16 protein-coding genes are annotated in these 22,458 nt (G+C 63.5%); 8 read left to right on the forward strand and 8 right to left on the reverse strand.

Translation table 11 applies throughout. From position 1 onward, the window contains the following. Position 1: 1 nt before the first annotated feature. Positions 2–568 carry a hypothetical protein gene (locus tag IEX32_RS08100; RefSeq protein WP_188770283.1) on the forward strand — a complete coding sequence of 189 codons (567 nt, stop codon included), beginning with the start codon at positions 2–4 and terminating at the stop codon, positions 566–568. Between the two features lies 1 nt (position 569). Then, on the forward strand, positions 570–1,079 hold the full coding sequence (locus IEX32_RS08105; RefSeq protein ID WP_188770285.1) for a CinA family protein: 510 nt from the start codon (positions 570–572) through the stop codon (positions 1,077–1,079). A 146-nt stretch (positions 1,080–1,225) separates the two neighbouring features. On the opposite strand, the gene IEX32_RS08110 is transcribed toward IEX32_RS08105, so the two are convergent. Together IEX32_RS08110 and lipA are read right to left on the reverse strand one after the other, a co-directional pair. Beyond that, positions 1,226–1,672 (reverse strand): type II toxin-antitoxin system RatA family toxin, encoded by a 447-nt coding sequence (locus IEX32_RS08110; RefSeq protein WP_188770287.1) that lies wholly within the window; start codon positions 1,670–1,672, stop codon positions 1,226–1,228. Between the two features lie 40 nt (positions 1,673–1,712). Next, a complete protein-coding gene (gene lipA, locus IEX32_RS08115; RefSeq protein ID WP_188770289.1) occupies positions 1,713–2,675 on the reverse strand; it encodes a lipoyl synthase in 963 nt (320 codons plus the stop codon). Between the two features lie 89 nt (positions 2,676–2,764). Here lipA and IEX32_RS08120 point away from each other — a divergent pair, with 89 nt between their 5' ends. Beyond that, a complete protein-coding gene (locus IEX32_RS08120; protein ID WP_188770291.1) occupies positions 2,765–3,418 on the forward strand; it encodes a carbonic anhydrase in 654 nt (217 codons plus the stop codon). Positions 3,419–3,550: 132 nt separating this feature from the next. Here IEX32_RS08120 and IEX32_RS08125 read toward each other — a convergent pair whose 3' ends face one another. After that, a complete protein-coding gene (locus IEX32_RS08125) occupies positions 3,551–4,900 on the reverse strand; it encodes a hypothetical protein (protein WP_188770293.1) in 1,350 nt (449 codons plus the stop codon). 341 nt (positions 4,901–5,241) lie between these two features. Here IEX32_RS08125 and gyrA point away from each other — a divergent pair, with 341 nt between their 5' ends. Next, positions 5,242–8,001, forward strand: a complete 2,760-nt coding sequence (gyrA, locus tag IEX32_RS08130; protein WP_188770295.1) for a DNA gyrase subunit A — start codon at positions 5,242–5,244, stop codon at positions 7,999–8,001. Further along, entirely contained in the window at positions 7,998–8,360 is a 363-nt protein-coding gene (locus IEX32_RS08135; protein WP_268236721.1) for a DUF952 domain-containing protein, read from the forward strand. The genes gyrA and IEX32_RS08135 overlap by 4 nt, the downstream gene beginning before the upstream one ends. Positions 8,361–8,366: 6 nt before the next feature. On the opposite strand, the gene IEX32_RS08140 is transcribed toward IEX32_RS08135, so the two are convergent. Beyond that, positions 8,367–9,143: a hypothetical protein gene (locus tag IEX32_RS08140; protein ID WP_229736245.1), complete on the reverse strand. Its 777-nt coding sequence runs from the start codon at positions 9,141–9,143 to the stop codon at positions 8,367–8,369. Positions 9,144–9,509: 366 nt separating this feature from the next. Between IEX32_RS08140 and IEX32_RS08145 the strand changes: the two genes are divergently transcribed. From IEX32_RS08145 to pelA, 3 genes are all read left to right on the forward strand, one after another. After that, positions 9,510–12,899: a TonB-dependent receptor gene (locus IEX32_RS08145; protein ID WP_188770298.1), complete on the forward strand. Its 3,390-nt coding sequence runs from the start codon at positions 9,510–9,512 to the stop codon at positions 12,897–12,899. A gap of 131 nt (positions 12,900–13,030) precedes the next feature. Beyond that, positions 13,031–13,864 carry a rhamnogalacturonan acetylesterase gene (locus tag IEX32_RS08150; protein WP_229736246.1) on the forward strand — a complete coding sequence of 278 codons (834 nt, stop codon included), beginning with the start codon at positions 13,031–13,033 and terminating at the stop codon, positions 13,862–13,864. A 32-nt stretch (positions 13,865–13,896) separates the two neighbouring features. Further along, positions 13,897–15,180 (forward strand): pectate lyase, encoded by a 1,284-nt coding sequence (pelA, locus tag IEX32_RS08155; RefSeq protein WP_229736247.1) that lies wholly within the window; start codon positions 13,897–13,899, stop codon positions 15,178–15,180. Positions 15,181–15,192: 12 nt separating this feature from the next. On the opposite strand, the gene IEX32_RS08160 is transcribed toward pelA, so the two are convergent. The 4 genes from IEX32_RS08160 to IEX32_RS08175 all read right to left on the reverse strand — a co-directional run bounded on the left by IEX32_RS08160 (position 15,193) and on the right by IEX32_RS08175 (position 22,368). Beyond that, on the reverse strand, positions 15,193–15,546 hold the full coding sequence (locus tag IEX32_RS08160) for a PilZ domain-containing protein (protein ID WP_188770302.1): 354 nt from the start codon (positions 15,544–15,546) through the stop codon (positions 15,193–15,195). A gap of 68 nt (positions 15,547–15,614) precedes the next feature. Continuing rightward, positions 15,615–15,806: a hypothetical protein gene (locus IEX32_RS08165; protein ID WP_188770303.1), complete on the reverse strand. Its 192-nt coding sequence runs from the start codon at positions 15,804–15,806 to the stop codon at positions 15,615–15,617. After that, a complete protein-coding gene (locus tag IEX32_RS08170; protein ID WP_188770305.1) occupies positions 15,806–20,065 on the reverse strand; it encodes a translocation/assembly module TamB domain-containing protein in 4,260 nt (1,419 codons plus the stop codon). The genes IEX32_RS08165 and IEX32_RS08170 overlap by 1 nt, the downstream gene beginning before the upstream one ends. Continuing rightward, positions 20,065–22,368, reverse strand: coding sequence for an autotransporter assembly complex protein TamA (locus tag IEX32_RS08175; RefSeq protein WP_373285434.1), 2,304 nt, complete (start codon positions 22,366–22,368; stop codon positions 20,065–20,067). The genes IEX32_RS08170 and IEX32_RS08175 overlap by 1 nt, the downstream gene beginning before the upstream one ends. Between the last annotated feature and the right edge of the window lie 90 nt (positions 22,369–22,458).

The raw sequence follows: 22,458 nt of genomic DNA on the forward strand, positions 1-22,458 counted from the left end.
CATGAAACGAACATTGCGTGCCGCCGCCGCCCTGACCGCCTCACTGCTGGCGGTTGTTCCGCAGGTCGCGTCGGCCGCGCAGCCGGCGTGTCTCAGCAAGACAGAGGCGCGCTCGCTCCTCGTCTACGCCCTGCCCCAGGTCATCGACGGGACGCGCAAGCGGTGCGAGGCGGTTCTGCCGGACAACTCCTATCTGCGGCGGCACGGCAGCGGACTGGCCGCGCGTTACGGCGCGCAGAAGGCCCGTTACTGGCCGGAAGCCAAGGCGGCGTTTCTCAAGCTCGGCAACGCCAGCGACCCGCAATTGGGCCAGTTCGCCCGCAATCTTCCCGACGAATCGATGCAGCCGCTGATCGATCTCACCGTCGAAGGCATGGTTTCCCAGAGCATCCGCCCAGAGACCTGCGAGGAAATCGACCTCGCGATCGACCTTCTTTCACCGCTTCCACCCGAAAACACCGCCGGCCTGATCGCGCTGTTCATCGAGATCGGATCCGAAACGGGCAAACGCGCCCGGACTTCCGACAAGCAGGCGAGCCTAGGCGGCTTTGCCATCTGCGAGGACTGACATGGCCAGGAACCTTCTCTTCCCGCAGGACCTCTACGAACTGGCCGAGCGGGTCATCTCCGAAAACAGGGCACTAGGCCGCAAGGTGGCGATCGCCGAAAGTTGTACCGGCGGTCTCGTTTGCGCGGCCCTCACCGAAGTTCCGGGCTCCTCGGCGGTGCTCGATCGCGGATTCGTAACTTACTCGAACGAATCCAAGCACGAAATGCTGGGCGTCCAGGACGAACTCATCGAGACCTTCGGAGCCGTCTCGCCCGCGACGGCCTGGGCCATGGCCCAAGGTGCCATTCGCGAAAGCAGGGCCGATATCGCCGTCGCCATCAGCGGCATTGCCGGCCCGGAGGGCGGCAGCGAGATGAAACCCGTCGGCACGGTCGTCTTTGCCCGCGCCATCCGGGGCGAGGAAGATGTCAATGCCGAGCAGAAGGTGATCGACGGCAGCACCCGGGCGGAAATCCGGCACCAGGCCGCGATCGTGGCGTTGGAGCTGCTTCTGCCAGAAAACATTTGATTATCAAAGCGTTGTGGTTTCTCACCGCGCGACCAGTTACACATAGTGCCTATGTTCTGGCGGGACGTAACTTTGTGTAACCTGTGGAGCCTTGTGACCAGTTACATTTCGAAACCGTTGGTCACAAAATGTAACTCAAGCCACCTTCAGGATCGCTCCGGCGCCCCGTAAAGATCGGCCGCACGTTCCTCGAACGCTGCGACCATCTTGCGAAAGGCCTTGTCGAACTGCTGCCCCGCCAGCTTTTCGAACAATGCGTTGCGGAACGAAAAGCGCACGTCGAATTCGACATCGCAGCTGTTCGCGTCAACAGGATGGAACTGCCAGATATTGTCGAGATCCCGCATCGGGCCGTCGAGATAATGGACCTTGATCTCGAACGGGCGGCGCTTCTCGACCCGCGACGTGAACTTTTCGCGCAGTGCCTTGAAGCCCACCAGCATGTCGACAACCATTTCCGCCTGGTTGTCCGATCGGACACGCGTGGCCACGACCCAGGGCAGGAATTCCTGGTAGCGACCGACGTCCGCAACCAGATCGAACATCCGCTCGGCGCTGTATGGCAAGCGCTGGACATCGTGGATTCCGGGCATTTTCAGCCCTCTTCGGTCGCGGCATTGTCCCAAGTGGACATTACTTCTGTCCCTTGGCCGGCTGCCGCCGCTCTTCCTTTGCCAATCGAAGGGCACGCGCGGCCCGCATCTCGGCAAAGTCCTCTCCCGCGTGATAGCTGGACCGGGTCAACGGCGAGGATGCGACCTGCAGGAAGCCCTTGGCGCGCGCGATCGCGCCATAGGCATTGAAGGCCTGCGGCGTAACGAATTCCTTCACTTCCGCATGCTTCGGAGTGGGGCGCAGGTATTGCCCCATGGTCAGAAAGTCGATGTCGGCGCTGCGCATGTCGTCCATGACCTGATGAACTTCCAGGCGCTCCTCCCCCAGGCCAAGCATGATGCCCGACTTGGTGAATATCGAAGGATCGTGGTGCTTCACCTCTTCCAGCAGGCGCAGCGAGGCGTAGTAGCGCGCACCGGGGCGGATCGTCGGATAGAGCCGGGGGACTGTCTCGAGATTGTGGTTGTAGACATCGGGCCGTGCCGCGACGATCGCCTCTACCGCGGCGCGCATCTTGCCGCGAAAATCGGGCGTCAGGATCTCGATCGTCGTCCGGGGCGTATTCCTGCGCAGTTCCTCGATGACCTTGACGAACTGGCCGGCGCCGCCATCCGGCAGGTCGTCGCGATCGACCGAGGTGATAACGATGTGCTCCAACCCCAGCTTCGCCGCGGCTTCGGCAACGTGCGCGGGCTCATCCGGGTCGACGCGGCCGGGCATGCCCGTCTTGACGTTACAAAAGGCGCAGGCACGGGTGCAGGTATCGCCCAGGATCATCACCGTCGCGTGCTTCTTCGTCCAGCATTCGCCGATATTCGGGCAGGCGGCCTCTTCGCAGACCGTGTTGAGGTTGAGGTCCCGCATCAGCTGGCGCGTCTCGCCATAACCCTTGCTGGTCGGTGCCTTGACCCGAATCCAGTCCGGCTTACGCTGGCGCTCTGGCTTGGGTTCGGGCTGCGGAGCGGATGAAAGATCGTTCATGCGGCCCAGATAGTCTCAAGTTTGCGGCCTTGCCAGTGTGAATATGCCGGCTAATGGATACGCCGATATGCAAGGAGGCGGAGTCCCCCATGACTGAAAACAATGGCCACGTTCTCGATCACTTTCTCGACGGCTATCGCCGTTTCCGCGACACCGGCTGGACGCCCGATCGCGAGCGCTGGGCTTCTCTGCGCGAGGGGCAGCAGCCGGAAGTGATGATCATCGCCTGCTCGGACAGCCGCGTCGATCCATCCCAGATCTTCGATGTTGCCCCGGGCGAAATCTTCGTGGTGCGCAACGTCGCCGCGCTTGTGCCCCCTTTCGAGACCTCGCCTGGCCATCACGGTGTTTCCGCAGCGCTCGAGTTCGCAGTCCAGGTCCTCAAGGTGAAGGAAATCGTGGTCATGGGCCACGGGATGTGCGGCGGCTGCAAGGCCGCCCTGACGCAGGAACTGCACGGTGCGGAGCCCGGCGAAGGCGGCTTCATCGCCGACTGGATATCACTGTTGGATGAAGCCCGTAAGCCTGTCGCAGATGAGTTCGGAACCACCGGACGCCCGGCCGAGCGGCAGATGGAGCAAGCGGCGGTCCGTGTCAGCATCGACAACCTGATGAGTTTCCCCTGCGTACGCCGCAAGGTCCGCAACGGAGAACTCAGGCTGCGCGGGGCCTTCTTCGCCATCTCGGATGGCGTGCTGCATCTGATGGATGGAAAGACCGGGCAGTTCGAACCCGTATCGTGACAATCTGACACTGTCTTGCGGTGGACAATGGCTGTCCTCATGAGGGCAGCCGCGCTGCCGAGCCCAATGGAAAAGGGCGGCGGAATCGTTGTCCGCCGCCCTTTCTTGCGATTGTCTACGGGAAACGCCCGGTCAGGAGGCCGGGCTTGCCTTGCTGGCGACATAGGCCGACCACAGCTTCGCAACCGGCGTACGCGTGCCGCTGACCTTGGCGAAGCTGGACTGCGCCTCGGTTGACTTGCCCTGCAACGCCTGGGCCATGCCGAGGTGCAGCGCCACGGCATTGGCGTCGACTCCGGGCTGGCCCAGCGCCCTGGCATAGAACGCTTCCGCCTTCGCGGGCTGGTCGTAGCTCAGGAAAACGTCACCCGCAGCGACAAGCGTCGCGCCCGAGGCGCCAGTCTTCATCGCCTCTCGCTCCTGTGCAGCCAGCGAACCCTTGTCGGAGGCCGCGCGGGCCTCGGCATTGGCCTTTTCGCCGCCCAGCTCCGACGCCGTGATCTTGCCCTTGGTAATGCCATCGTTCATGATCTTGACCGCTTCGCCCGGATAGGCGCGCGGGTCGACGTTCTCGATATATTCAAGGTAGTCGCGCTTGTCCTGCATCGCGCCGGTGACGTACATCAGGCGCATGAGGTCGAGGTTTTCCTTCTTCGGCAGCGAGGCCAACTGGCGAACGACCGAAATGGCGGAATTCCAGCTCTGCGGTGAAGGATAGTACTGGCCAAGCATGGCGCCGTATTCGGTGGAAGGAGCAAGCTGCTTGGCGTCGTAGGCCGCCTGAAGGGCCGTGCGGATCGACGTTTCGGCAGGCTTCGCACCGCCGGCCTTGGCGGCTTCCAGTTCCTTGTGGACGATGGCAAGCGCCGCCTGCGGATTGTTGGATCGCTTGTATGAATCGGCCAGGATAGCCTGGATCATGCCCTGCTGGTCACGAAAGCCGCCGTCATAGGCCGCCTGCAGCCAGCGGGCCGCTTCGGGGTATTGCTGGGTCTGATAGGCGGTCACGCCCGCAAGGTACTGAACCTGGCCCAGCCCTTCCGGCCGCACCTGGCCGCTGTCGAGCATCATGACGAGACCGCGATGCTGCATCGCCGGGTCGGCCATGTAGATACCGACGTTGCGCGTCAGCTCTCCCTGCTTGAGCTTGTCAAGCGGTGTGCTGGCGGCAGCCCCGGCCTGCTGCAGCTTGGCGGTGATGCCGCCGAGGGCAGCATCGACTTCCGCGCGCGCGGAAGCGAGATCCGCGTCTGTCTTCGCGGCGCCGGCCTTTGCGGTCGCGGCCTGAAGCGCGGCATTGCCGTCTGCTTCCGAGACGGTTTTGTCGATTTCGGCGGCGACGGTGGCATACGCCTTCGAAAATTCGACCTTCTCGGCCTTCTTTTCCTTCGCCACCGCGGCGCCGGGAACAATGGCTGCCGCCATTCCGCCGGAAAGCGCCACTGCAAGTGCAATACGGGAAATCAGGAACCTGGACGCCATCAAGGCAACTCCTCTCAAGACAATTTCGTAACACACAAGCCCGCGTCCGCGAGCCGGACTTCTCACCAAACGGCGCCGGTACTGACGGGAAAATGCGCCTTTGGCAACCTGGCGGCAGGGATAGATGGGGGCCGCTGAACGCCGATTGAATGCGTTTCGTCGCACTTGTTCAGACAGGGAGGCACGGTCATGCGTGTGCGCGGGAGCCGGCCTCCGGTCCATAAGTGTGGAAAAAGGCAAGGGCAAGCGCCGTTGAAGACCCCTTTCAGTGGCATTCGCCGCGCGCATGGCCTAGTGCCGACCATCGCCCTTTTCATCGAAACAACGAACGACACAAGCGCGTGAGCGACGACACCGACATTCTCGAACATTCCGGCCCCGAAGGCGAATACACTCGCATCGACATCGTCGATGAGATGAAGACGAGCTACCTCGATTACGCGATGAGCGTGATCGTCAGCCGCGCGCTTCCCGATGTGCGCGACGGACTGAAGCCGGTCCACCGGCGCATCCTGTGGACCAGCCACGAGAACGGCTTCGTCTCGGGCAAGCCCTATCGCAAGTCGGCGCGTATCGTCGGCGATACCATGGGTAAGTACCATCCCCATGGCGATGCGGCGATCTACGATGCCCTGGCGCGCATGACGCAGGACTGGTCCATGCGCCTGCCACTGATAGACGGTCAGGGCAATTTCGGCTCGATGGACCCCGATCCGCCGGCCTCGATGCGTTACACCGAGGCGCGCCTTGCCAAGGTCGCGGATGCGCTGCTGGCGGACATCGACAAGGACACGGTCGATTTCCAGCCCAACTATGATGGTGCCGAGCACGAACCCCAGGTCCTTCCCGCGCGCTTTCCGAACCTGCTGGTCAACGGCGCGGGCGGCATCGCGGTGGGCATGGCGACCAACATTCCGCCGCATAACCTGGGCGAAGTGATCGACGGCTGCTTTGCGATGATGGACAATCCGGGGATCACCTCGGAAGAGCTGTTCGAGATCATTCCCGGCCCGGATTTCCCGACGGCGCCCCTGATCCTGGGCAGGGGCGGCGCGCGTAACGCCGCCGTCACCGGGCGCGGCTCGATCATGATGCGCTGCCGCCACCAGGTCGAGGAAGGGCGCGGCGACCGCCGCTCGATCGTGCTGACCTCGATCCCCTATCAGGTCGGCAAGTCCGGCCTTGTCGAGAAAATCGCCGAGGCCGCCAAGGACAAGCGGATCGAAGGCGTCTCCGACATTCGCGACGAATCAAACCGCGAAGGCATGCGCGTGGTCATCGACCTCAAGCGCGATGCCTCGCCGGAAGTCGTGCTCAACCAGCTCTGGCGCAACACGCCGGCCCAGTCGAACTTCGCGGCCAACATGCTGGCGATCCGTGGCGGACGGCCGGAGATCCTGGCCCTTCGGGACATCCTCCAGGCCTTCATCCAGTTCCGCGAGCAGGTCATCACCCGCCGTACCAAGTTCGAACTGAACAAGGCGCGTGACCGGGCACACATCTTGCTCGGCCTCGTCGTCGCGGTTTCGAACCTCGATGAGGTCGTGGTGATGATCCGCGGATCGTCGAATCCGGCTGATGCCCGCGCCAAGCTGCTCGCCAGGGAATGGCCGATCGGAGACATCGCGCCCTATATCCGCCTGGTCGAGGCGATCGACCCGTCCGACGACGAGGAAGGCGGGACTTACCGCCTGTCGGAAGTGCAGGTGAAGGCGATCCTCGAACTGCGCCTGCACCGCCTCACCGCGATGGGCCGCGACGAGATCGGCGACGAACTCAAGCAACTTTCCGTGGCTATCGAGGAATACCTTTCGATCCTTGCCGACCGCGCGAAGCTCTACGGCGTCATGCGCGAGGAACTGCAGGCGGTACGGGACGCCTACGCGACCCCGCGCGTGTCCGAAATCACCGCGGCCTTCGACGGTATCGAGGACGAGGACCTGATCGAGCGCGAGGACATGGTGGTTACGGTCACCATGGACGGCTACATCAAGCGCACCGCGCTTTCGACCTTCCGCGCCCAGGCGCGCGGCGGCAAGGGCCGAGCCGGCATGGCGACCAAGGAAGAAGACGCGGTGACGACGATGTTCGTCACTTCGACCCACAACCCGGTGCTGTTCTTCTCGACCGCCGGCAAGGTCTATCGCCTCAAGGTCTGGAAGCTGCCCGAAGGCGGCCCGACCACGCGCGGAAGGCCGATCGTCAACCTTCTGCCAGCGCTGGACAAGGACGAGACGATCCAGACGGTGCTCGCCCTGCCGGAAGACGAGGCGGAATGGGGCAAGCTCTCGGTAGTCTTCGCCACGGCCAAGGGCAGCGTGCGCCGCAACGCGATGGACGCCTTCGCCAACGTCCCCAGCAACGGCAAGTTTGCGATGCGCTTCGACGACGGCTCGGACGATCGCCTGATCGGCGTCGCCCTGCTCGAACCGACCGACGACGTTCTGCTGGCTTCGCGCCAGGGCAAGGCGATCCGCTTCGCGGGCGACGACGTGCGCGAATTCACCAGCCGCACATCGACGGGCGTGCGCGGCATGACGCTCAAGGGCGACGATGAAGTCATCTCGCTCTCGATCCTTCACCGCGTGGGCACAAGCTCCGAGGAACGCGAGGAATACCTCAAGTTCGCGCCGTGGAAGGGCGACAGGGAGGGTGAGCCCTCGCTGGGCGCCGAGCGCATGGGGGAACTTGCCGAGCGCGAGCAGTTCATCCTTACCGTCTGTGCCAACGGTTACGGCAAGATGTCCTCCGCCTACGAATACCGGCGCACCGGCCGTGGCGGCCAGGGCATCACAAATATCGACAACATTGCCCGCAACGGCCCTGTGGTGGCGAGTTTCCCGGCAACGCAGGCCCAGCAGCTCATGCTCGTGACCGACCAGGCCAAGCTGATCCGCCTTCCGCTCGACACGCTGCGCGTGATCGGCCGTGGTTCGGCTGGCGTGCGTCTGTTCAACGTGTCCGCCAACGAGCACGTCGTAAGCGCAGTGCGCCTTGACGAAGCCGTCGAAGATGAAGTGGCAGTCGGTGAGGGTGACGAGGTTCCTGCTGCCGATCTGTCGGCGCCGGAAGGCCCGGATAGTCCGGGGGATGGGGATTGAGTGGCGAACTGTCCGCCGAGACAATCGCCTACAAGATCCTGACCGCGCCCCAGATGGCGAACCTGCTCGAGAACGGCAGTTTCACTGGGGCGCCGGTTGATCTGGCCGACGGGTACATTCACCTGTCCACCGCCGGACAAGTGCGGACAACGCTGGAAAAGCATTTCGCGGGACAGACAGGCCTGTACATCGCCGCCGTGGATCTCGCCCTGCTGGGCGATACCGTGAAATGGGAGGTTTCGCGCGGCGGCGCGCTGTTCCCGCACCTCTACGCGGACCTGCCGCTCGAGGCCGTGATTGCCCATGGTTCGGTGGGGTTCGACAATGCGGGAATCCTGATGCTGCCTGCCGCAGTTTGACGCTGGTCAACCGCGCGCCCGAAGTTCGGCCGTGACCCCGGTCGAAAGCATCAGGTTGCCCAAGTAGAACAACGGCCAACTGCCCAGCCAAAAGAGCCGGTGAGTGTCGATGTCCGTACTTGCCTCGATGGCGATCAGATTACCGGCAAGGATCACGACGGCACCGGCACCCACCCTGTAACGCGGGAATGAACTACCCCAGGCACTCGCCGCCATGCCGCCCGCCGCCAACCCGTAGAATAGCGCTGCCGTCTTCCAGTCGGGTTCCGCCAGCAAATGCGCGACAAGCGGGGTCAACAGGAGCAACGCGACCACCAGCGTCTTCTGCGACGCGGCCAATATCGGTCGACGGTGCATTATGAACAGGCCGATGCCGAAGCCAAAGCCGACTATGATCAGGGTGATCGCCTCATAGGGAAAGTAATCGATCAGCGCCGAACCGATACCCTCGCAGACAAGCATACCGGCGAGAATGCGCGTATCGTTCCCCCGATGGCGCAGCAGCGCATAGATCGCCAGAAACAGGAGCGGTGCGGCCTTCAGCGCCAGCAGATAAAGGCCCGGCAGACGGCTTTCCTGCAACGAGACGAAAGCCATCGCTAACAGGATGCTCCCGAAAAGCCATGGCCGGCGTTCGATCAATGCACGCTTGGGCATCAGCCTTGTTGTTCCTTTTCCTGATAGTGGGCAGCGCATCTCACGCTTCCGGTGGCCCGCGCAATCCCCATCCCCAGAATCCATTCCCACACGCCGACCAGTTTCCAGTCCGCTCGTGTCGAGCAATGTCGATGCACACTGACAGGGCGTCGATTATCCGGCTGGACCCGCCGCATTCAGGAACCGGGCTGCGACACATGACAGGCCGAATCGGGAGAAGTGAACCATGAGTTAATGGCGCAGCAAGGGCATCTAGAAAGTGTTTGCTATCGATAGCGATCATATAATCATACGGGAGTTCAACATGTTAGGTAAATCCTTCACAGACTTGCAGCAGAATTATGGTTGCGCTAAAACCAGTCAGGTAACCGGTGTCAAAGAGCGCTCGTAAAGAGCCCATGACAATCCGGACAGAGATTTGAAAACGGGGCCGCAAGCCGTGCAGCGAAACAATCGTGACGGCCAAGGACAAAAACGGGAGTGGGTTGACTGATGACGTATCATGCTCGTCGCCATGGCTATCTGGCAGGAACTTCGATCTTGGCCTTGCTGCTGCTGGCTTCGCCGGCAGTCGCTCAGGACACCGAGCCAAGCTTGCCCGATGAAGGTATCTCGGCCGACGAGATCCTTGTCACCGGGTATCGCGCGTCCCTGCGCAGCGCGATCAGCGAGAAGCGCGATGCCGTAGTTCAAATCGACGCCATCAACGCCGAGGACATCGCCGATTTCCCCGATACCAATCTCGCGGAATCATTGCAGCGCCTTCCCGGCGTCTCGATCGACCGCGACAATGGCGAGGGCCGCACGATCACCGTTCGCGGTCTGGGCGGGGACTTCAACCGCACGCGCCTGAACGGGCTTGAGGCGCTGGCCACCGCCGGCTCGAATGACGCGGGCAGCAGCCCGAACCGAAGCCGGTCCTTCGACTACAACACGTTCGCATCCGAGCTGTTCAGTTCGCTGAGGGTGCGCAAGACGCCCTCGGCGGAAACCGACGAAGGCTCACTGGGCGCGACCATCGATCTTCAGACCGGACGCCCCTTCGACTACAAGAAGTCCACCCTGGCTCTATCGAGCGAGGGCAGCTATCAGAAGAACAGTGGCAAATGGAGCCCGCGCCTGGCCGGCCTCGCCTCGACGCGGTTTGCCGATGGCCGCATGGGCCTCTTGATCTCCGCCGCTTACAGCCGCTCGCAGAACGAAATCGACCAGTATCGCCGCCTGGCGGGTCAGCCGGACTATCTCTATCGCGGCTCGACCTGGGCCGGTAACGAGCAGCCGCCCCGCGCCGGCTTCGCGGCCCCGACGGGTACGAACTTCGGGTCGGTGATCACCAACCCGGAGGCGATCGCGCAGCTGACAGGCTCCGATCCCGCCGCTTACGCCAACCTCTTTCCTGGCGCCCCGTTCAACACACCCGGCCAGTTCAACGATTCGACCGTGCGCATTCCCGCCCTCGCGTCGATCGAACAGCAGGACGTGAAGAACAACCGGCTGGGCCTTACCGCAGCCTACCAGTGGCAGATCAGCGACCGCACCTTGCTGAGCATAGACGGCGTCTATTCGCGTTTTCGCAACAAGAGCGCGTACCATCAGGTTTCGTCCGTCGGCCTGAATCGCAATAACACCCATGCGAACTACAATACCGCCGGGAATACACTGACGCCGAGCGCCGCGCGCGCACTTTATCCCGGCCTGTGCGTACCCAACGCGGGATCGGACCTCGTGCCAGCGCAGGATTGCGGCCAGGAACTCTATGGTACGACGCCCGCCTTCGCGACGGCGCTCAATTCCAGCAATCAACTGGTCTCATCGGTGCTCGGCGCTGCCGCCGTGGTTCCCGGCGGAACCACTCCGTCCAATGCCAACATCTTCAGCGTCAATCCGTTCAACCTCGATCCCTACGACTATTACAACAATCCCAACTCGGTCGGTTACGTTCCGACGAGCAATCGCCTGGCATTTCGTGGTTCGCTGATTGGCCGGCCGGCGGTAAAGGTGCTTGAATCCAACGTCACCAATGGCCTTGCCGATTATCTCGTGCTGAGCAATGTCGACTTCCGCTCGGCGATGGACCAGAACACCTACACCACCAAATTCCGCCAGGGTTCGATCGACCTGCAGCACGAATTCACCGACACGTTCCGGATGTCGGCGCTCTATGGCCAGTCGCGATCGACCAACGTCAGCCAGGGCTTGCTGGTCGAGTTCAATCGAATGGATTCGCAAGGCCTGTTTGTCTACGACGAACGCGGCGGCGGCAGCATGCCGATCATCGATTTCGGTTTCGATGCGGCCGACCCCAACAACTGGGAGGTCGTCAAGGGCTTCTCCGGCATTCGCCACTATCAGCGCGCCGTCAAGAACACGTACAACGGCGGCAAGGTCGATTTCGACTGGGAAGTGAATGACGAATTCTCGATTGGTTTCGGCGTCAACGTGCGTGAATTTACCTTCGAAACGAGCTATTTCGAACGCAACAACGACCTGCTCAACCCGACGCTGAAGGAAGCAGGCGTAACGACCGAATCGGTGAGCAAACTCATCAATTTCGGCCAAGGACTCAGTGTTCCCGAAGGCACGATGTCCAGCTTCATCGTCCCGGACATCGACAAGTTCGACGAACTGTTCGGCTTTACCTGCAACTGCGTCAATCAGTGGGGTGATTGGCGGCTTACCAACCGGCGCAACGGCGGACGTGAAAACTTTGGCGTACGTGAGCGTGACACCGGTGTCTACCTTCAGTTCGACTGGAACACCGAACTCTTCGGCCGCCCGTTCCGCGGCAACGCGGGAACGCGCGTTGCCTTCACGGACGTGCGTTCGGAGGGCAATACCACCTCAGGACGCCCGATCGTCGGCACCAACAAATATACCGACTGGCTACCGTCGATGAACCTCAGCTTCGAGCCGATCGACAACCTGCTCGTCCGTTTCGGCGCGTCAAAGGTGATGGCGCGTCCGCTGCTCGGCAATCTGGCCCCTACGATCACCCGGATCAGCGTGCCGAGCAACGGCGATACGACCGGTGCGTCGATGACCATCGGCAACCCGAAACTCAGCCCCTTCCGTTCGACCAATCTCGATGCCAGCGTCGAATGGTACTTCGCGCCTGGCGGACTCCTGTCGATCGCCGGTTTCTCAAAGCAAATCAGCAGCTTCCCGCAGACAGTTCTCTTCTCGGCGCCGCTTTCACAGTTCGCGGACCCCGAAGCTATCGAGGCGATCCGGGCGCAGTTCACCAACGCCAATCAGCTTGACTATATCGACGGCAACTACGAATTTACGGCCCGCCAGTACCGCGATGCGCCGGGTGGCTGGCTGCGCGGGTTCGAGATCAGCTATCAGCAGGATTTCGATTTCCTCCCCGGCTTCCTGGGCAACTTCGGTGCGCAGTTGAACTACACGTACATCAAGTCTCAGATGAGCTACATCCTCGATCCCGGCACTGAGACGATAGAGCAGACGACCGCCAAGGCACCCTTCCTCAATGTGTCGCCTCACGCGCTCAACGGCACGCTCTATTATGAGACCAAGAAGTTCCGCGCGCGCGTCTCGGTCGCACACCGAAAGGGCTATGCCACGCACTATCCGATCGCGGGCGGGTCATGCGCACCGGGCGAGGTGACAAGTGGCGCCACCTCGGCGAACCCGAGACTTTGTGACAGCCCGCTTGTGAACGACTTCATGTACAGCCGGTCGACCACCAACGTCGATGCATCCATGAGCTACAAGTTCACCAGGTACCTCACCGTGACGCTCGAAGGCCTGAACCTCACAAACCAGACGAGCAACCGCTATGCCTACGAAGGGCAGAATGCGGTCACCCAGTACTCGAGCTCGGGTCCGATCTACCGCATCGGTGCGCGGATGAAGTTCTGATCCGCTGCGGCCTGCTGCACCGTCAGGGATCGTCGGGCAATTTTGGCCCGATCGACCCCTGACCGGTGCGGTGGCGCTGTGAGCAGCCCGTCGGGTTCGACGGCAACTGTGATCGTCGGCGAGACCAACACATGAATGGACCCAAGACTATGCATCGTATCATGCTTTTCCTGGCCAGCCTGGCGCTGCCGTTCGGCGCTTCGGCGCAAACGTCGCCGCCGGCTCCAACCGATGCTCCCCGTCCGATCGCGCCTTCCAAGATCATCCTTGTCGGGGATTCGACGACGGCGGTGAACAGCGGATGGGGTCCGAGCTTCTGCGCGTATCATGTCACCTCGTTCATGGCCTGCCTGAACCTCGCGCGCGGCGGGCGCAGTTCGAGCAGTTATCGCGCCGAAGGATCGTGGGCCGTCGCGCTCTCCGAGATGAAAGCGCCGGGCTACAGGAACGTCTGGGTTCTGATCCAGCTGGGGCATAACGACCAACCCGGAAAGCCGGGCCGGTCGACCGATCTCGCAACCGAATTCCCCGCCAATCTGGCGCGCTACGTCGACGAGGCGCGCGCGGTCGGGGCACGGCCGGTGTTGCTGACGCCGCTGACGCGCCGCATGTTCCAGAACGGCGTGCTCCAGAATGACCTCGAACGGTGGGCGGCAGCCGTGCGCAAGGTGGCGGCGGGAAAGAACGTCCCGCTGATCGACCTCAACGCCCGCAGCGCCGCCGCTGTGCAGGCGATGGGAGAGGCCGACGCGGATCGCTTCGCGCAATTGCCTCCCGGTTCGGCGCCAGTCGGCCCGCAACCGAACAGCCGCGCGACCGAGGTACAGGAGCAGCCGATGGCGCAGCCGAAGCTCTCGTTCGATCGCACCCATCTGGGACGCGAAGGCGCCGACTACTTCGCAAGCATGGTGACCGACGAATTGGCCCGCGCCGTCCCGGACATGCGCCCGCTGCTGGTGCCATGAGGACAATGCGGGTCAGGCGCGCGCGCGTGGTGATGAGAATCTCCGCTCTCACGGCGGGCCTGTTGCTGATTTCTCAGCCAGTCCCGGCGAAGGTGGTCGGTCAGATGGTACCCGCCGATCCGATCACCGAGGCACGGATCAGGGATCTGGCCGCGCCAGAGCGACAGAAGTGGCTGGACTATTTTGCCCGATCGCGCGCCCTGATGGCCGCAGACAAGGCGGCGCTCGCTGCCGAACGGGAGGGCAAACCAGCTCCGGCCGGTCCGGCAAACGGTCCTTCAGGAGGGGACGGAATGCCGCTGGATCGCCCGGCCGACTGGTACGGCAGCGCCGAGGCGCGCCAGGTCGCCGACAATATCGTGAGCTTCCAGACACCCACCGGCGGATGGGGGAAGAATCAGGACCGCACCGCGGCGCGCCGAGTCCCGGGGCAGAGCTATGTGCCGGTCGAGAACCGTCCCGCAAACGCTACGGGCGATATTCGCTCGATGGATGCCGGCTGGCATTTTGTCGGCACGATCGACAACGGCGCCACGATCACCGAGTTGCGCTTCCTTGCGCGCGTGCAAGCACGCCTGCCCGGCCCCGACGGAAACGCATATCGCGCCGCGTTCCTAAAGGGCGTGCGCTACCTGCTCACCGCACAGTTTCCCAACGGCGGATGGCCGCAGGTCTTTCCGCTCCAGGGCGGGTATCATGACGCACTGACCTATAACGACCGCGCGGTGTCGCGCACCGCCATGCTCATGCTGGACATAGCAGGCCGCAAGGGTGACTTTGCCTTCGTCCCCCCGCTCCTTGCCGCCGAAGTCGATAAGGCGGCCGTTCGCGCGCGCGATGTGATCCTCGCTACGCAGGTGGTGGTGAATGGCGAGCGAACGATCTGGGGCCAACAATATGACGCACTGACCCTGACCCCTGCCGGTGCCCGGAACTTCGAGCCTGCCGCGCTGTCGACGGATGAGAGCGTGGATCTCCTGCTCTTCCTGATGAAGCAGCCGCACCAGACGCCCGAAGTTGCCTCCGCGATTGACAGCGGCGTGGCGTGGCTGCGCAAACATGCCCTTATGGAAGTCGAATGGCCGAACCGACCGGATGGCCCGCAAGGCCGCCGGCTGATCGCGAAATCCGGGGCGGGACCGATCTGGTCGCGCTTCTACGATGTGCGGACTTTCGCGCCGGTGTTCGGTGATCGCGATCGTACGATCCATGACGATGTCAACGACCTGAGCATCGAGCGACGCAATGGCTATAGCTGGTTCGGCACCAGCCCCCTCAAGCTGTTCCATGAATACGATCGCTGGCAACAGCAATAATATCGGCCCTGATCACCGGTTCGTGAACAAGGCCGGCCGCCGGGAGCCTGGCACGCCGACAGCGATACCATAGGCTCGTTTCAGTTCCGCGATCACGCCGCGCTTCAACGGAACGCGGAACTCGATGCCGACCTTGCCATCGCGGACCCAGCGCACGTCCGCATCGATATTCCTGAGATTGGCAAAGCGCAGCGACAGGAGCTGACCTGACTGGAACTGGTCCGGACCGCCGGCGACGCAGCAGCCCCCTTCCGAGATGTTGTCCAGCTCAACGTCGAAGACTTCCCAGCTGGACTTGCGGCAACGCCCGTGCAGCAGCACCGTGAGGCGCCTCCCCAGCCTGTCACAGTTGATGGTTTCTTTCATTCCCGACCCCAAGCCCGCGCTGATACGGCGGCAGGAATAGCGCCAGCGGGTAAACCTTAGGTTTCCGATCAGTCCGTCTCTTCTCTGGCAACGCCCTCCTCGACATCGGGCGCGGGTGTTGCCGAGATTTGCGCGTCTATTTCGGAGGCCATGCTCCGGATCTTCTCGTTAGCCGCGTCGTAGCGTTCGTCGAAGTCCGGCTCGCGCTCGCAGGCCGCCAGCATGAGAAGGAACAGAATCGGTACGGTCGCCCGGAGCATCAGTAGTTTTTCCTGATCCGCAGATTGATGCTGTTTGCGCCCGAGCCGCCCGCCTGACTCATGACTGAGAGCCACTTGGTCAGGCTGACTTCAAGCTGCGTGGCGGTAAAGCCGCGCGCGTCGGTGATGAGCTCGACGTAGACGTCGTCGGTGATGTACTGGCCGGCCGCAAGCGCCGTGCCACGGCCGCTGGTTTCGTCCGCGCCAAGTATGCGCAGGCGGTCTATGCCCGTTGCCGAGCGCAGCGTGCCCAGCGGATTGAGCCCGCCACCCGATCCCTGCAGGGAATTGAGCGACGAAGCCAGCTGCACGGCCTGGATCGCCGAAAGATTGGCAATCGAGCTGCCGAACAGGATGCGGGAGAGGATTTCGTCGTCGGGCAGGCTCGGGGTGGAGCTGAACGATATCTGCGGGTTGTCCGCCCTCCCCCCGACGACCACGGCAACGTCGATGTCCTCGACCGTGTCCCGCGCAGTGATCGCGACCGTGGGATTGATCGTTCTGCCTCCGGTGAAGGAAACCACCCCGTCGGACAGGTCGAACGAACGGCCCGCGAAGCCCAGCGTCCCGCGAATGAGGTCGACGTTGCCCGTCATCGTCGGCGCGGCGCTGGTTCCGCCAACATCGAAGTTCGCGCTCCACTCGGATTCGAGCCCCATGCCCGAGACATAGAGCCGCTCCGGTGCCCGGAGATGGAGATCGAGCCGAAGCGTGGAAAACACGTTCGCGAACGGTTCGGCGGGCTCGTCGCCGGTCACGCGGGCGGGGCCGCGCGTCGACTTGAAGCGCACGCCGGAAAGTCTCGGTACTTCGGCGGCACCTTCACGCACGAGCTGGTAACGGGTTTCCGGAAGGCGCAGATCGCCGGAAAGAAGCGCGGTTTGGCCCGCCGTCTTGCTCAGCCGCAGGCTGCCGGTGGCGTTGGCGGAGATCGAATTGCTGCGGGCGAGACGAGCCCGGTCGAGCTCGACCGACACGTCCATCGGATAGCCCGCGTCGGCGGCAAGGCTGATATAGCCGCTGGCTTTGATCGAGCCGTCGCCTGCGCGTGCCGTCAGAGATTGGAGGTCCAGACGGTTACCGGCGAACCTGCCGGCGAAGTTCAGCCTGGTCAGCCGGGTTCCATAGGTTTGGTTCTCATAGGTCAGGTCCTTGCCCTGCACGAGACCCGAGAGGCAGGGGTCGGACACGCGGCACGAGAAGTCCGCCGCGAGGCCAATCGGACCGTTCAGCGTCTGCCCTGCCTGACCTGCGAAGGAGAACAGCGTTTCGGCGGGGCCGTTGTAGCGGATGCCGCCGCTCAGGGGCGCGCCCATAAGCCGCTCTGTCCATGGCCCCGCTCCGGGAGGAAGCGGCCGCAGGCTGGCGGCCATGCGGCCGACGACGGTGCCTTGGCGGCGGAACACCGCCCTTGCCTCACCTCCATCGGCCAGCAGTTTGCCGACGAAGTTGATGTTCACCGGCTGGCTGACCGTGTTCGAGCTGGTGCGGGTGAAGTTTCGCAGGTTCAGCCGCGCGTCGGCGCGGGGAAACGCGGCCGGATCGGGCTGCGCGAAGTCCAGGCTGCCGCTCGCGTTGCCGCCAAGGCCGTAGCCCGGAACGAAGGCATTGATCAGCGCGATGTCGACGTTCTCGAGCCGGCTCTGCAGCTTGATGCCCGGGCCATAGGTTCCCGCGAGCCTGACCGTGCCGCTACCGATGGAAACGGCTGTCGGCAGCAGGTCATATCCGGCTTCCGTCGGCACGATCCGGGCGGGCGTCTTCGTCGCGATCGTCTGTCCGCGAACCTTGCCTTCAAGGGCAACGCGCCAGACCTCGGGCTGGAGGTCGCCGTTGAAGGCCACGCGGAACGGTACGCCGCTGACGCCCTCGATCAGCCCTTTGGCCTTGCCCCGACCGTCGCGGTAATCGATCAGCAGGCGACCGGCGGCGAGGTTGAATTCGCCGAGCGTCGTTCCGGAAAGCTGCACGTCGGCCACTACAGTCGGCCGGTCATAGAGCACCGCGCGCCCGTCGATGATCGCCGAACGGATGGCGAGATTGGCCGGGCCTTCGAAGACAGAGTTCTGCGCGCGCAAGTTGAAATCGATGGCCTGGTACTGGCCTTCGGCTCCCAGCATCAGCACGCCGCCGACACCGTTGCCGTTGGCCGTGAGCTGTCCAACGAAAGGCCCTGCCCTGGTCTGGGTCAGTCTGCCGTCGAACATAACGCCGGACAGGTTCGCCGTGTTGATCTGCAAGGACAGGGTTTCGCCTCTCCCGAGCGTGACATCGGCTTTCAGCGGGCCGTAATCGGTGTCTCCGGTCACATCCAGGCGATAGCCGCCAGAGACGCCGGTAACGCGCGCGTCGAGATTGGCGAGCCCGATGCCGAGTCCGGGGCGGTCGGCGGTGATGTGGGCATCCGGATTGTCGAGTGTCCCCGCCACGCGAACGCCGATGGCGCCATAGCGCCGCGAGGTTCCGTCAGCGACCAGCGCGATGCGTCCGTCAGGAGACCAGCTTGCGTGGCCGCCGCGGACGGAAAGGTCAGGCGCGGTCAGCTGCAGTCTGGAGAACCTGACGACGCCGTCCGATCCATAGTTCACGAAAGCCGAGGCAGCGAGGTTCCCGCCCAGATAGCTCTCCAGGCTGTCGTTGAGCAGCCGCGTCGAACGCGCGCGGACCGTGCCCTCCAGTGCAAAGCCCCGCTCGCGGCTTTTGAGATCCATATCCGCGCGGATGTTGAAAATGCCCACGCTCGCCAGGCGGTAGTTGTCGATGCGGCCGTCGATCGCCCCGGTGTACAAGCCCTTGCTCAGGTCGGCGACGAGAATGAGCCCAGCGTCGATGCGGTCCGACGTCAGGCGCATGTTGTCCGAAAGCAGGCGCGGGCCGTCAATGGCGACGTCGCCCGCAAGCCGGACGTTGGCAAGCGTGCCTCCGGCAACCGTGTCCAGCCCGGTAATCCGGCTCGCACGCGCGTTAACGGGAATCATGATCCGGTCCGCGTTGACCGTCGCGGCACCCACCGCCGTGAAGTTCTGCAGCCCGATGTCGTTCATGACCAGCCGGTTCGCCGTGATCCGATAGCCGACATCGGGAGTCCCGAACGCGCCGTCGAGCGTCAGGTTCGCCCGCACGCCCGCGCCGCTCAGGTTTTCGGCAAGCACCGAGGGCTTGAGCAGGACGAAGGCGAGCCTGAGGTCGTCGAAGCTGTTGTTCGACAGGTCGACAATACCGTTCGGCGTCAGGTTGAAGGCGTCGCTGGAGATCATTCCCGACACGTCCGCCCTGCGCTTGTCGAGCACGGCCGTCACGTCGAAGTTCGTGATCGGCCCCAGCAGGTTCGCTGTCGGGCCTGAAAACAGCCGCGCGATCCGCGTAGGCCCCTTGATCGCGAACGTGCCGTCACGCGCGGAGAGACTGAGTCGCGCCAGCGCCCCTTCGCCCAGATCGGCAATCAACCTGCCGTTCCACGCAGCCCAGTCGCCTTTCCCGCTGACGCCGAGCTTCAACGGCTGTTCCAGTCCGCCCAGCGAGGCGATCACGCCGCCGGCGGGTGCGAAAAGGTCTACGTCGATCCCGAGCCGGTTCTCGGCCGGGACCGCATCCAGCGCGATATCGAAACGATCGCCGCCCTCCCCCCCCTGAACCGCGATGGTCCCGCCCTTGGCCTGCACTTGAGCGCGTCCGTCGGCGATATGAACCTTGCCCGAGAAATTCATGACGCGCCGTTCGCCCGCCACGGGCGGTTCCATGACGAAGCGGTCGATGCGCAGCAGCCCCACGTCGATGTCGAGGTCGGGCAGCAGCGGTTCGTCGCTCGGCGGTGTTTCGCGGAACTGCGGCGGCCGACGCAGGATCACGCGCTGCGCCGTCGCGCTGTGGACGTTCACGTGATTGCTGAAGTAATCGAAGGGATTCCAGTCGACATGAACTTCGGGCGAAAACAGGAACTCGCCTTCGGGATCGCGCACGGACAGGTCGTGCAGCGTCATTTCCCCATAGAGCGACCCCTCGATCCGCCCTACGCGGATCTTCATCCCGTTCTCGAACTCGAGCGCGGCGATCCGGTCCGCGACGAAACGGTGGCCCGGCCCGGTGTCAATGCCGATGATCACCGCGACGACGAGTGCAACGAGGCCCAGCATGACCAGCGCCGCGGTCTTGAGCGCCCGCACCCTGGCGCGCTGCCAGAACGAGCGGCGTTCCACAGCCTCGTGTTCGCCCGTGGTTTCGGGCGGCATATCGGAAGGAGGTTGTTCTTCCGCGGCCATCAGAACGCCTGCCCGATTGAAACGTAGATGTTGAACCGGGCCTCGCCCGGCCTGCGGGACAGCGGCGTCGCGACGTCAAGCCGCACCGGCCCGAAGTTCGTATAGAAGCGCCCGCCGATCCCGACGCCATAGCGCAGATCGGAGAACTGCGGCGTCGTCTCGCGATAGGCCTGGCCGGCGTCGATGAAGGCGACGACCCCGTAGTTGCCGAAACGATAGCGCACTTCGGCCGAGGCCTCGTTCAGGCTGCGCCCGCCGATCGGATCTCCGTCCGGTGCCAGCTCGCCCAGCTTCTGATAGGCAAAGCCGCGCACCGATCCGCCGCCGCCGGCATAGAAGCGCCGGGAGGGCGCGATGTCGAACAGTCCCGCGCCCTGGATCGTACCGAGCCGAACCCGTCCCGCCACGACGAACTGGTCCGTCACGGGATAATAGGCGGAGGCATCCAGTCTGGCGCGAACGTAAGGATCAAAGCCCTTGTTCACCGTCGCCTCGGGCTGGACAAGCGCGGTCAGTCGGTAACCTTCGGTCGGATCGAGCAGGCTGTCGGTCTGGTCGAAGCCGGCCTGACCGCTGACGCCGGCAATATAATAGGTGCGGCGGCTGCGTGTGCCGGTTGCGGCGTTGAAGTCCGTCTCGCCCGTCGCCAGCAGTTCAACACCGTAGGCATAAGTCAACTTCTTCTGCCAGATCGGCGTGGAATCACGGGCGATGTTGGCGGCAAGACGGCCGGTATAGGCACTGTAGGCGTCATAGTCGTTGTGGAAGGCCTCGGCGACCACCTGGAACGTGCGGTCCCGCTTGCCGGCGTTGGAACGCCTGAAGGTCACGCCGGCGCCCTGCTGCCGGGTACCGGCCAGAACATGCGCGATCAATGCGCCTTCGGGCGGGAACATATTGCGATGAGTCCAGGTCGCCTCGGCGGTAATTCCCTCACCCGCCGCGTACCCTACCGAGCCGGCGATCGTGCGCGGCGGGCCGGCCTGCTGGTTCACATGGAGTTCGACATACTCGGTCCCGTCGCCGGCCGGTTCGCCGGTCTTGCGGGGCTCGACCGAAACGGTCGAGAACAGGCTTGTAGCCACGAGCGCCTTACGCAGGTCGTCGACCATCCGGCTGTCGTAAAGATCGCCGCGCTTGAACCGGCTCAGGACCCTGATGTGATCGGCATCGAAGGCGAGGTCGCCGTCCGTGGTGATCCCGTCGAAGCGGCCGCGCGGGCCGATGTCGACCGGCAGGGTATAGACGCCATCGCCTGTCTCCCGGTCGAGCAGTATGTCGCGGTTTCCCACTTGCGCGAAAGGATAGCCGTTCTCCGGCAGGGCCACCGCCACTTTCGCTTCCGCGCCCAGCACACGGCTGGCGATGATAGGCTGACCGGCTTTGAGCGCGAAGTTGTCCGCGATCAGCGAGGGCGGCACGGTCGGTTCGGCATCGATATTGATTTCGGAGAATACGTACCGCTTCCCCGGTTGAACGGAAAGGACCGCAATCAACTTCTGGTCTTTCCCGTCTTCACCGCGGTCGATACGTGTCCTCACGACCGGGGAATGCCAGCCTTCGGAAGCCAGGATGGCCTGCATCAGTTCGCGGTCCTCGGAAAGCCTCGCCGAGATCATGGCGACGTTGGCAGCCTTGCCGTCGCCTTTCCTGAGCGCGGACAGGGATTTGAACTCGTCGCGCAGATCGACGCCGGTCTCTTCGTTCGCCGCTTCCAGGCCTTCAATCCTGACTTCGTAGGCGATCGTGACGTCCTGCTCATCGTCGGCGGGCTCGGCCAGCTCGACGGGCGTGACTTCGAACTGCTCGATCGGCGGCAGCGGTGCGACAAGTTCCGCGTCGCGCACCGGTGCGTCGCCGATTTCCTCTACCCTGTCTTCATCGGACAGGGCAGCGCTGCCCAGTGGAGCGGCCTGCCCCGCTTCCGGCTCGGCATCGGCCTGCTCCGCCGCGATCCGGCGCTCGAAAGCCTCGATCGATTCGAGCGGCCGGTCGAGTTCGGAATCGTCCGCGACATCGAGATCCGGTATCGAAGCGTTGAATTCCTCATTGCTGATGATCGGGTCGACTTGTGGTAGGTCGGCATCGGCCGGCGGTGCGGGAACGGGTACGTCCCCTGCTTCCAGATCGACCTCTTCGCCTGCAGCATCGGCGGTGTGGTTCGGCGTGGAATTCGAAGGCACCGAGTCCTGTGCGTGTGCCGGATTTGTCGCCAGAAACAGCGCAAGCGACAATGCAATCACGCTTGAACTGTCGCGTTTACGCAGGGAACAAGGAGGCATGGTGTCCATTAGCCTAGGCATGAGCAACGCGACGAATCATTCCCGCATTAGACCGGTTCACCCGATCTTTCCTGAACTTTTGAAGCGCTTTGCAACAGCGAAAGTTCCATG

It is taken from the genome of Novosphingobium endophyticum, assembly GCF_014640675.1.
GTDB lineage: Bacteria > Pseudomonadota > Alphaproteobacteria > Sphingomonadales > Sphingomonadaceae > Novosphingobium > Novosphingobium endophyticum.

Coding starts and splice junctions, on each gene's coding strand:
- IEX32_RS08100 (WP_188770283.1), top strand. CDS start 2: ATGAAACGAACATTGCGTGCCGCCGCCGCCCTGACCGCCTCACTGCTG.
- IEX32_RS08105 (WP_188770285.1), top strand. CDS start 570: ATGGCCAGGAACCTTCTCTTCCCGCAGGACCTCTACGAACTGGCCGAG.
- IEX32_RS08110 (WP_188770287.1), bottom strand. CDS start 1,672: ATGCCCGGAATCCACGATGTCCAGCGCTTGCCATACAGCGCCGAGCGG.
- lipA (WP_188770289.1), bottom strand. CDS start 2,675: ATGAACGATCTTTCATCCGCTCCGCAGCCCGAACCCAAGCCAGAGCGC.
- IEX32_RS08120 (WP_188770291.1), top strand. CDS start 2,765: ATGACTGAAAACAATGGCCACGTTCTCGATCACTTTCTCGACGGCTAT.
- IEX32_RS08125 (WP_188770293.1), bottom strand. CDS start 4,900: ATGGCGTCCAGGTTCCTGATTTCCCGTATTGCACTTGCAGTGGCGCTT.
- IEX32_RS08145 (WP_188770298.1), top strand. CDS start 9,510: ATGACGTATCATGCTCGTCGCCATGGCTATCTGGCAGGAACTTCGATC.
- IEX32_RS08150 (WP_229736246.1), top strand. CDS start 13,031: ATGAATGGACCCAAGACTATGCATCGTATCATGCTTTTCCTGGCCAGC.
- pelA (WP_229736247.1), top strand. CDS start 13,897: ATGAGAATCTCCGCTCTCACGGCGGGCCTGTTGCTGATTTCTCAGCCA.
- IEX32_RS08160 (WP_188770302.1), bottom strand. CDS start 15,546: ATGAAAGAAACCATCAACTGTGACAGGCTGGGGAGGCGCCTCACGGTG.
- IEX32_RS08165 (WP_188770303.1), bottom strand. CDS start 15,806: ATGCTCCGGGCGACCGTACCGATTCTGTTCCTTCTCATGCTGGCGGCC.
- IEX32_RS08170 (WP_188770305.1), bottom strand. CDS start 20,065: ATGGCCGCGGAAGAACAACCTCCTTCCGATATGCCGCCCGAAACCACG.
- IEX32_RS08175 (WP_373285434.1), bottom strand. CDS start 22,368: ATGCCTAGGCTAATGGACACCATGCCTCCTTGTTCCCTGCGTAAACGC.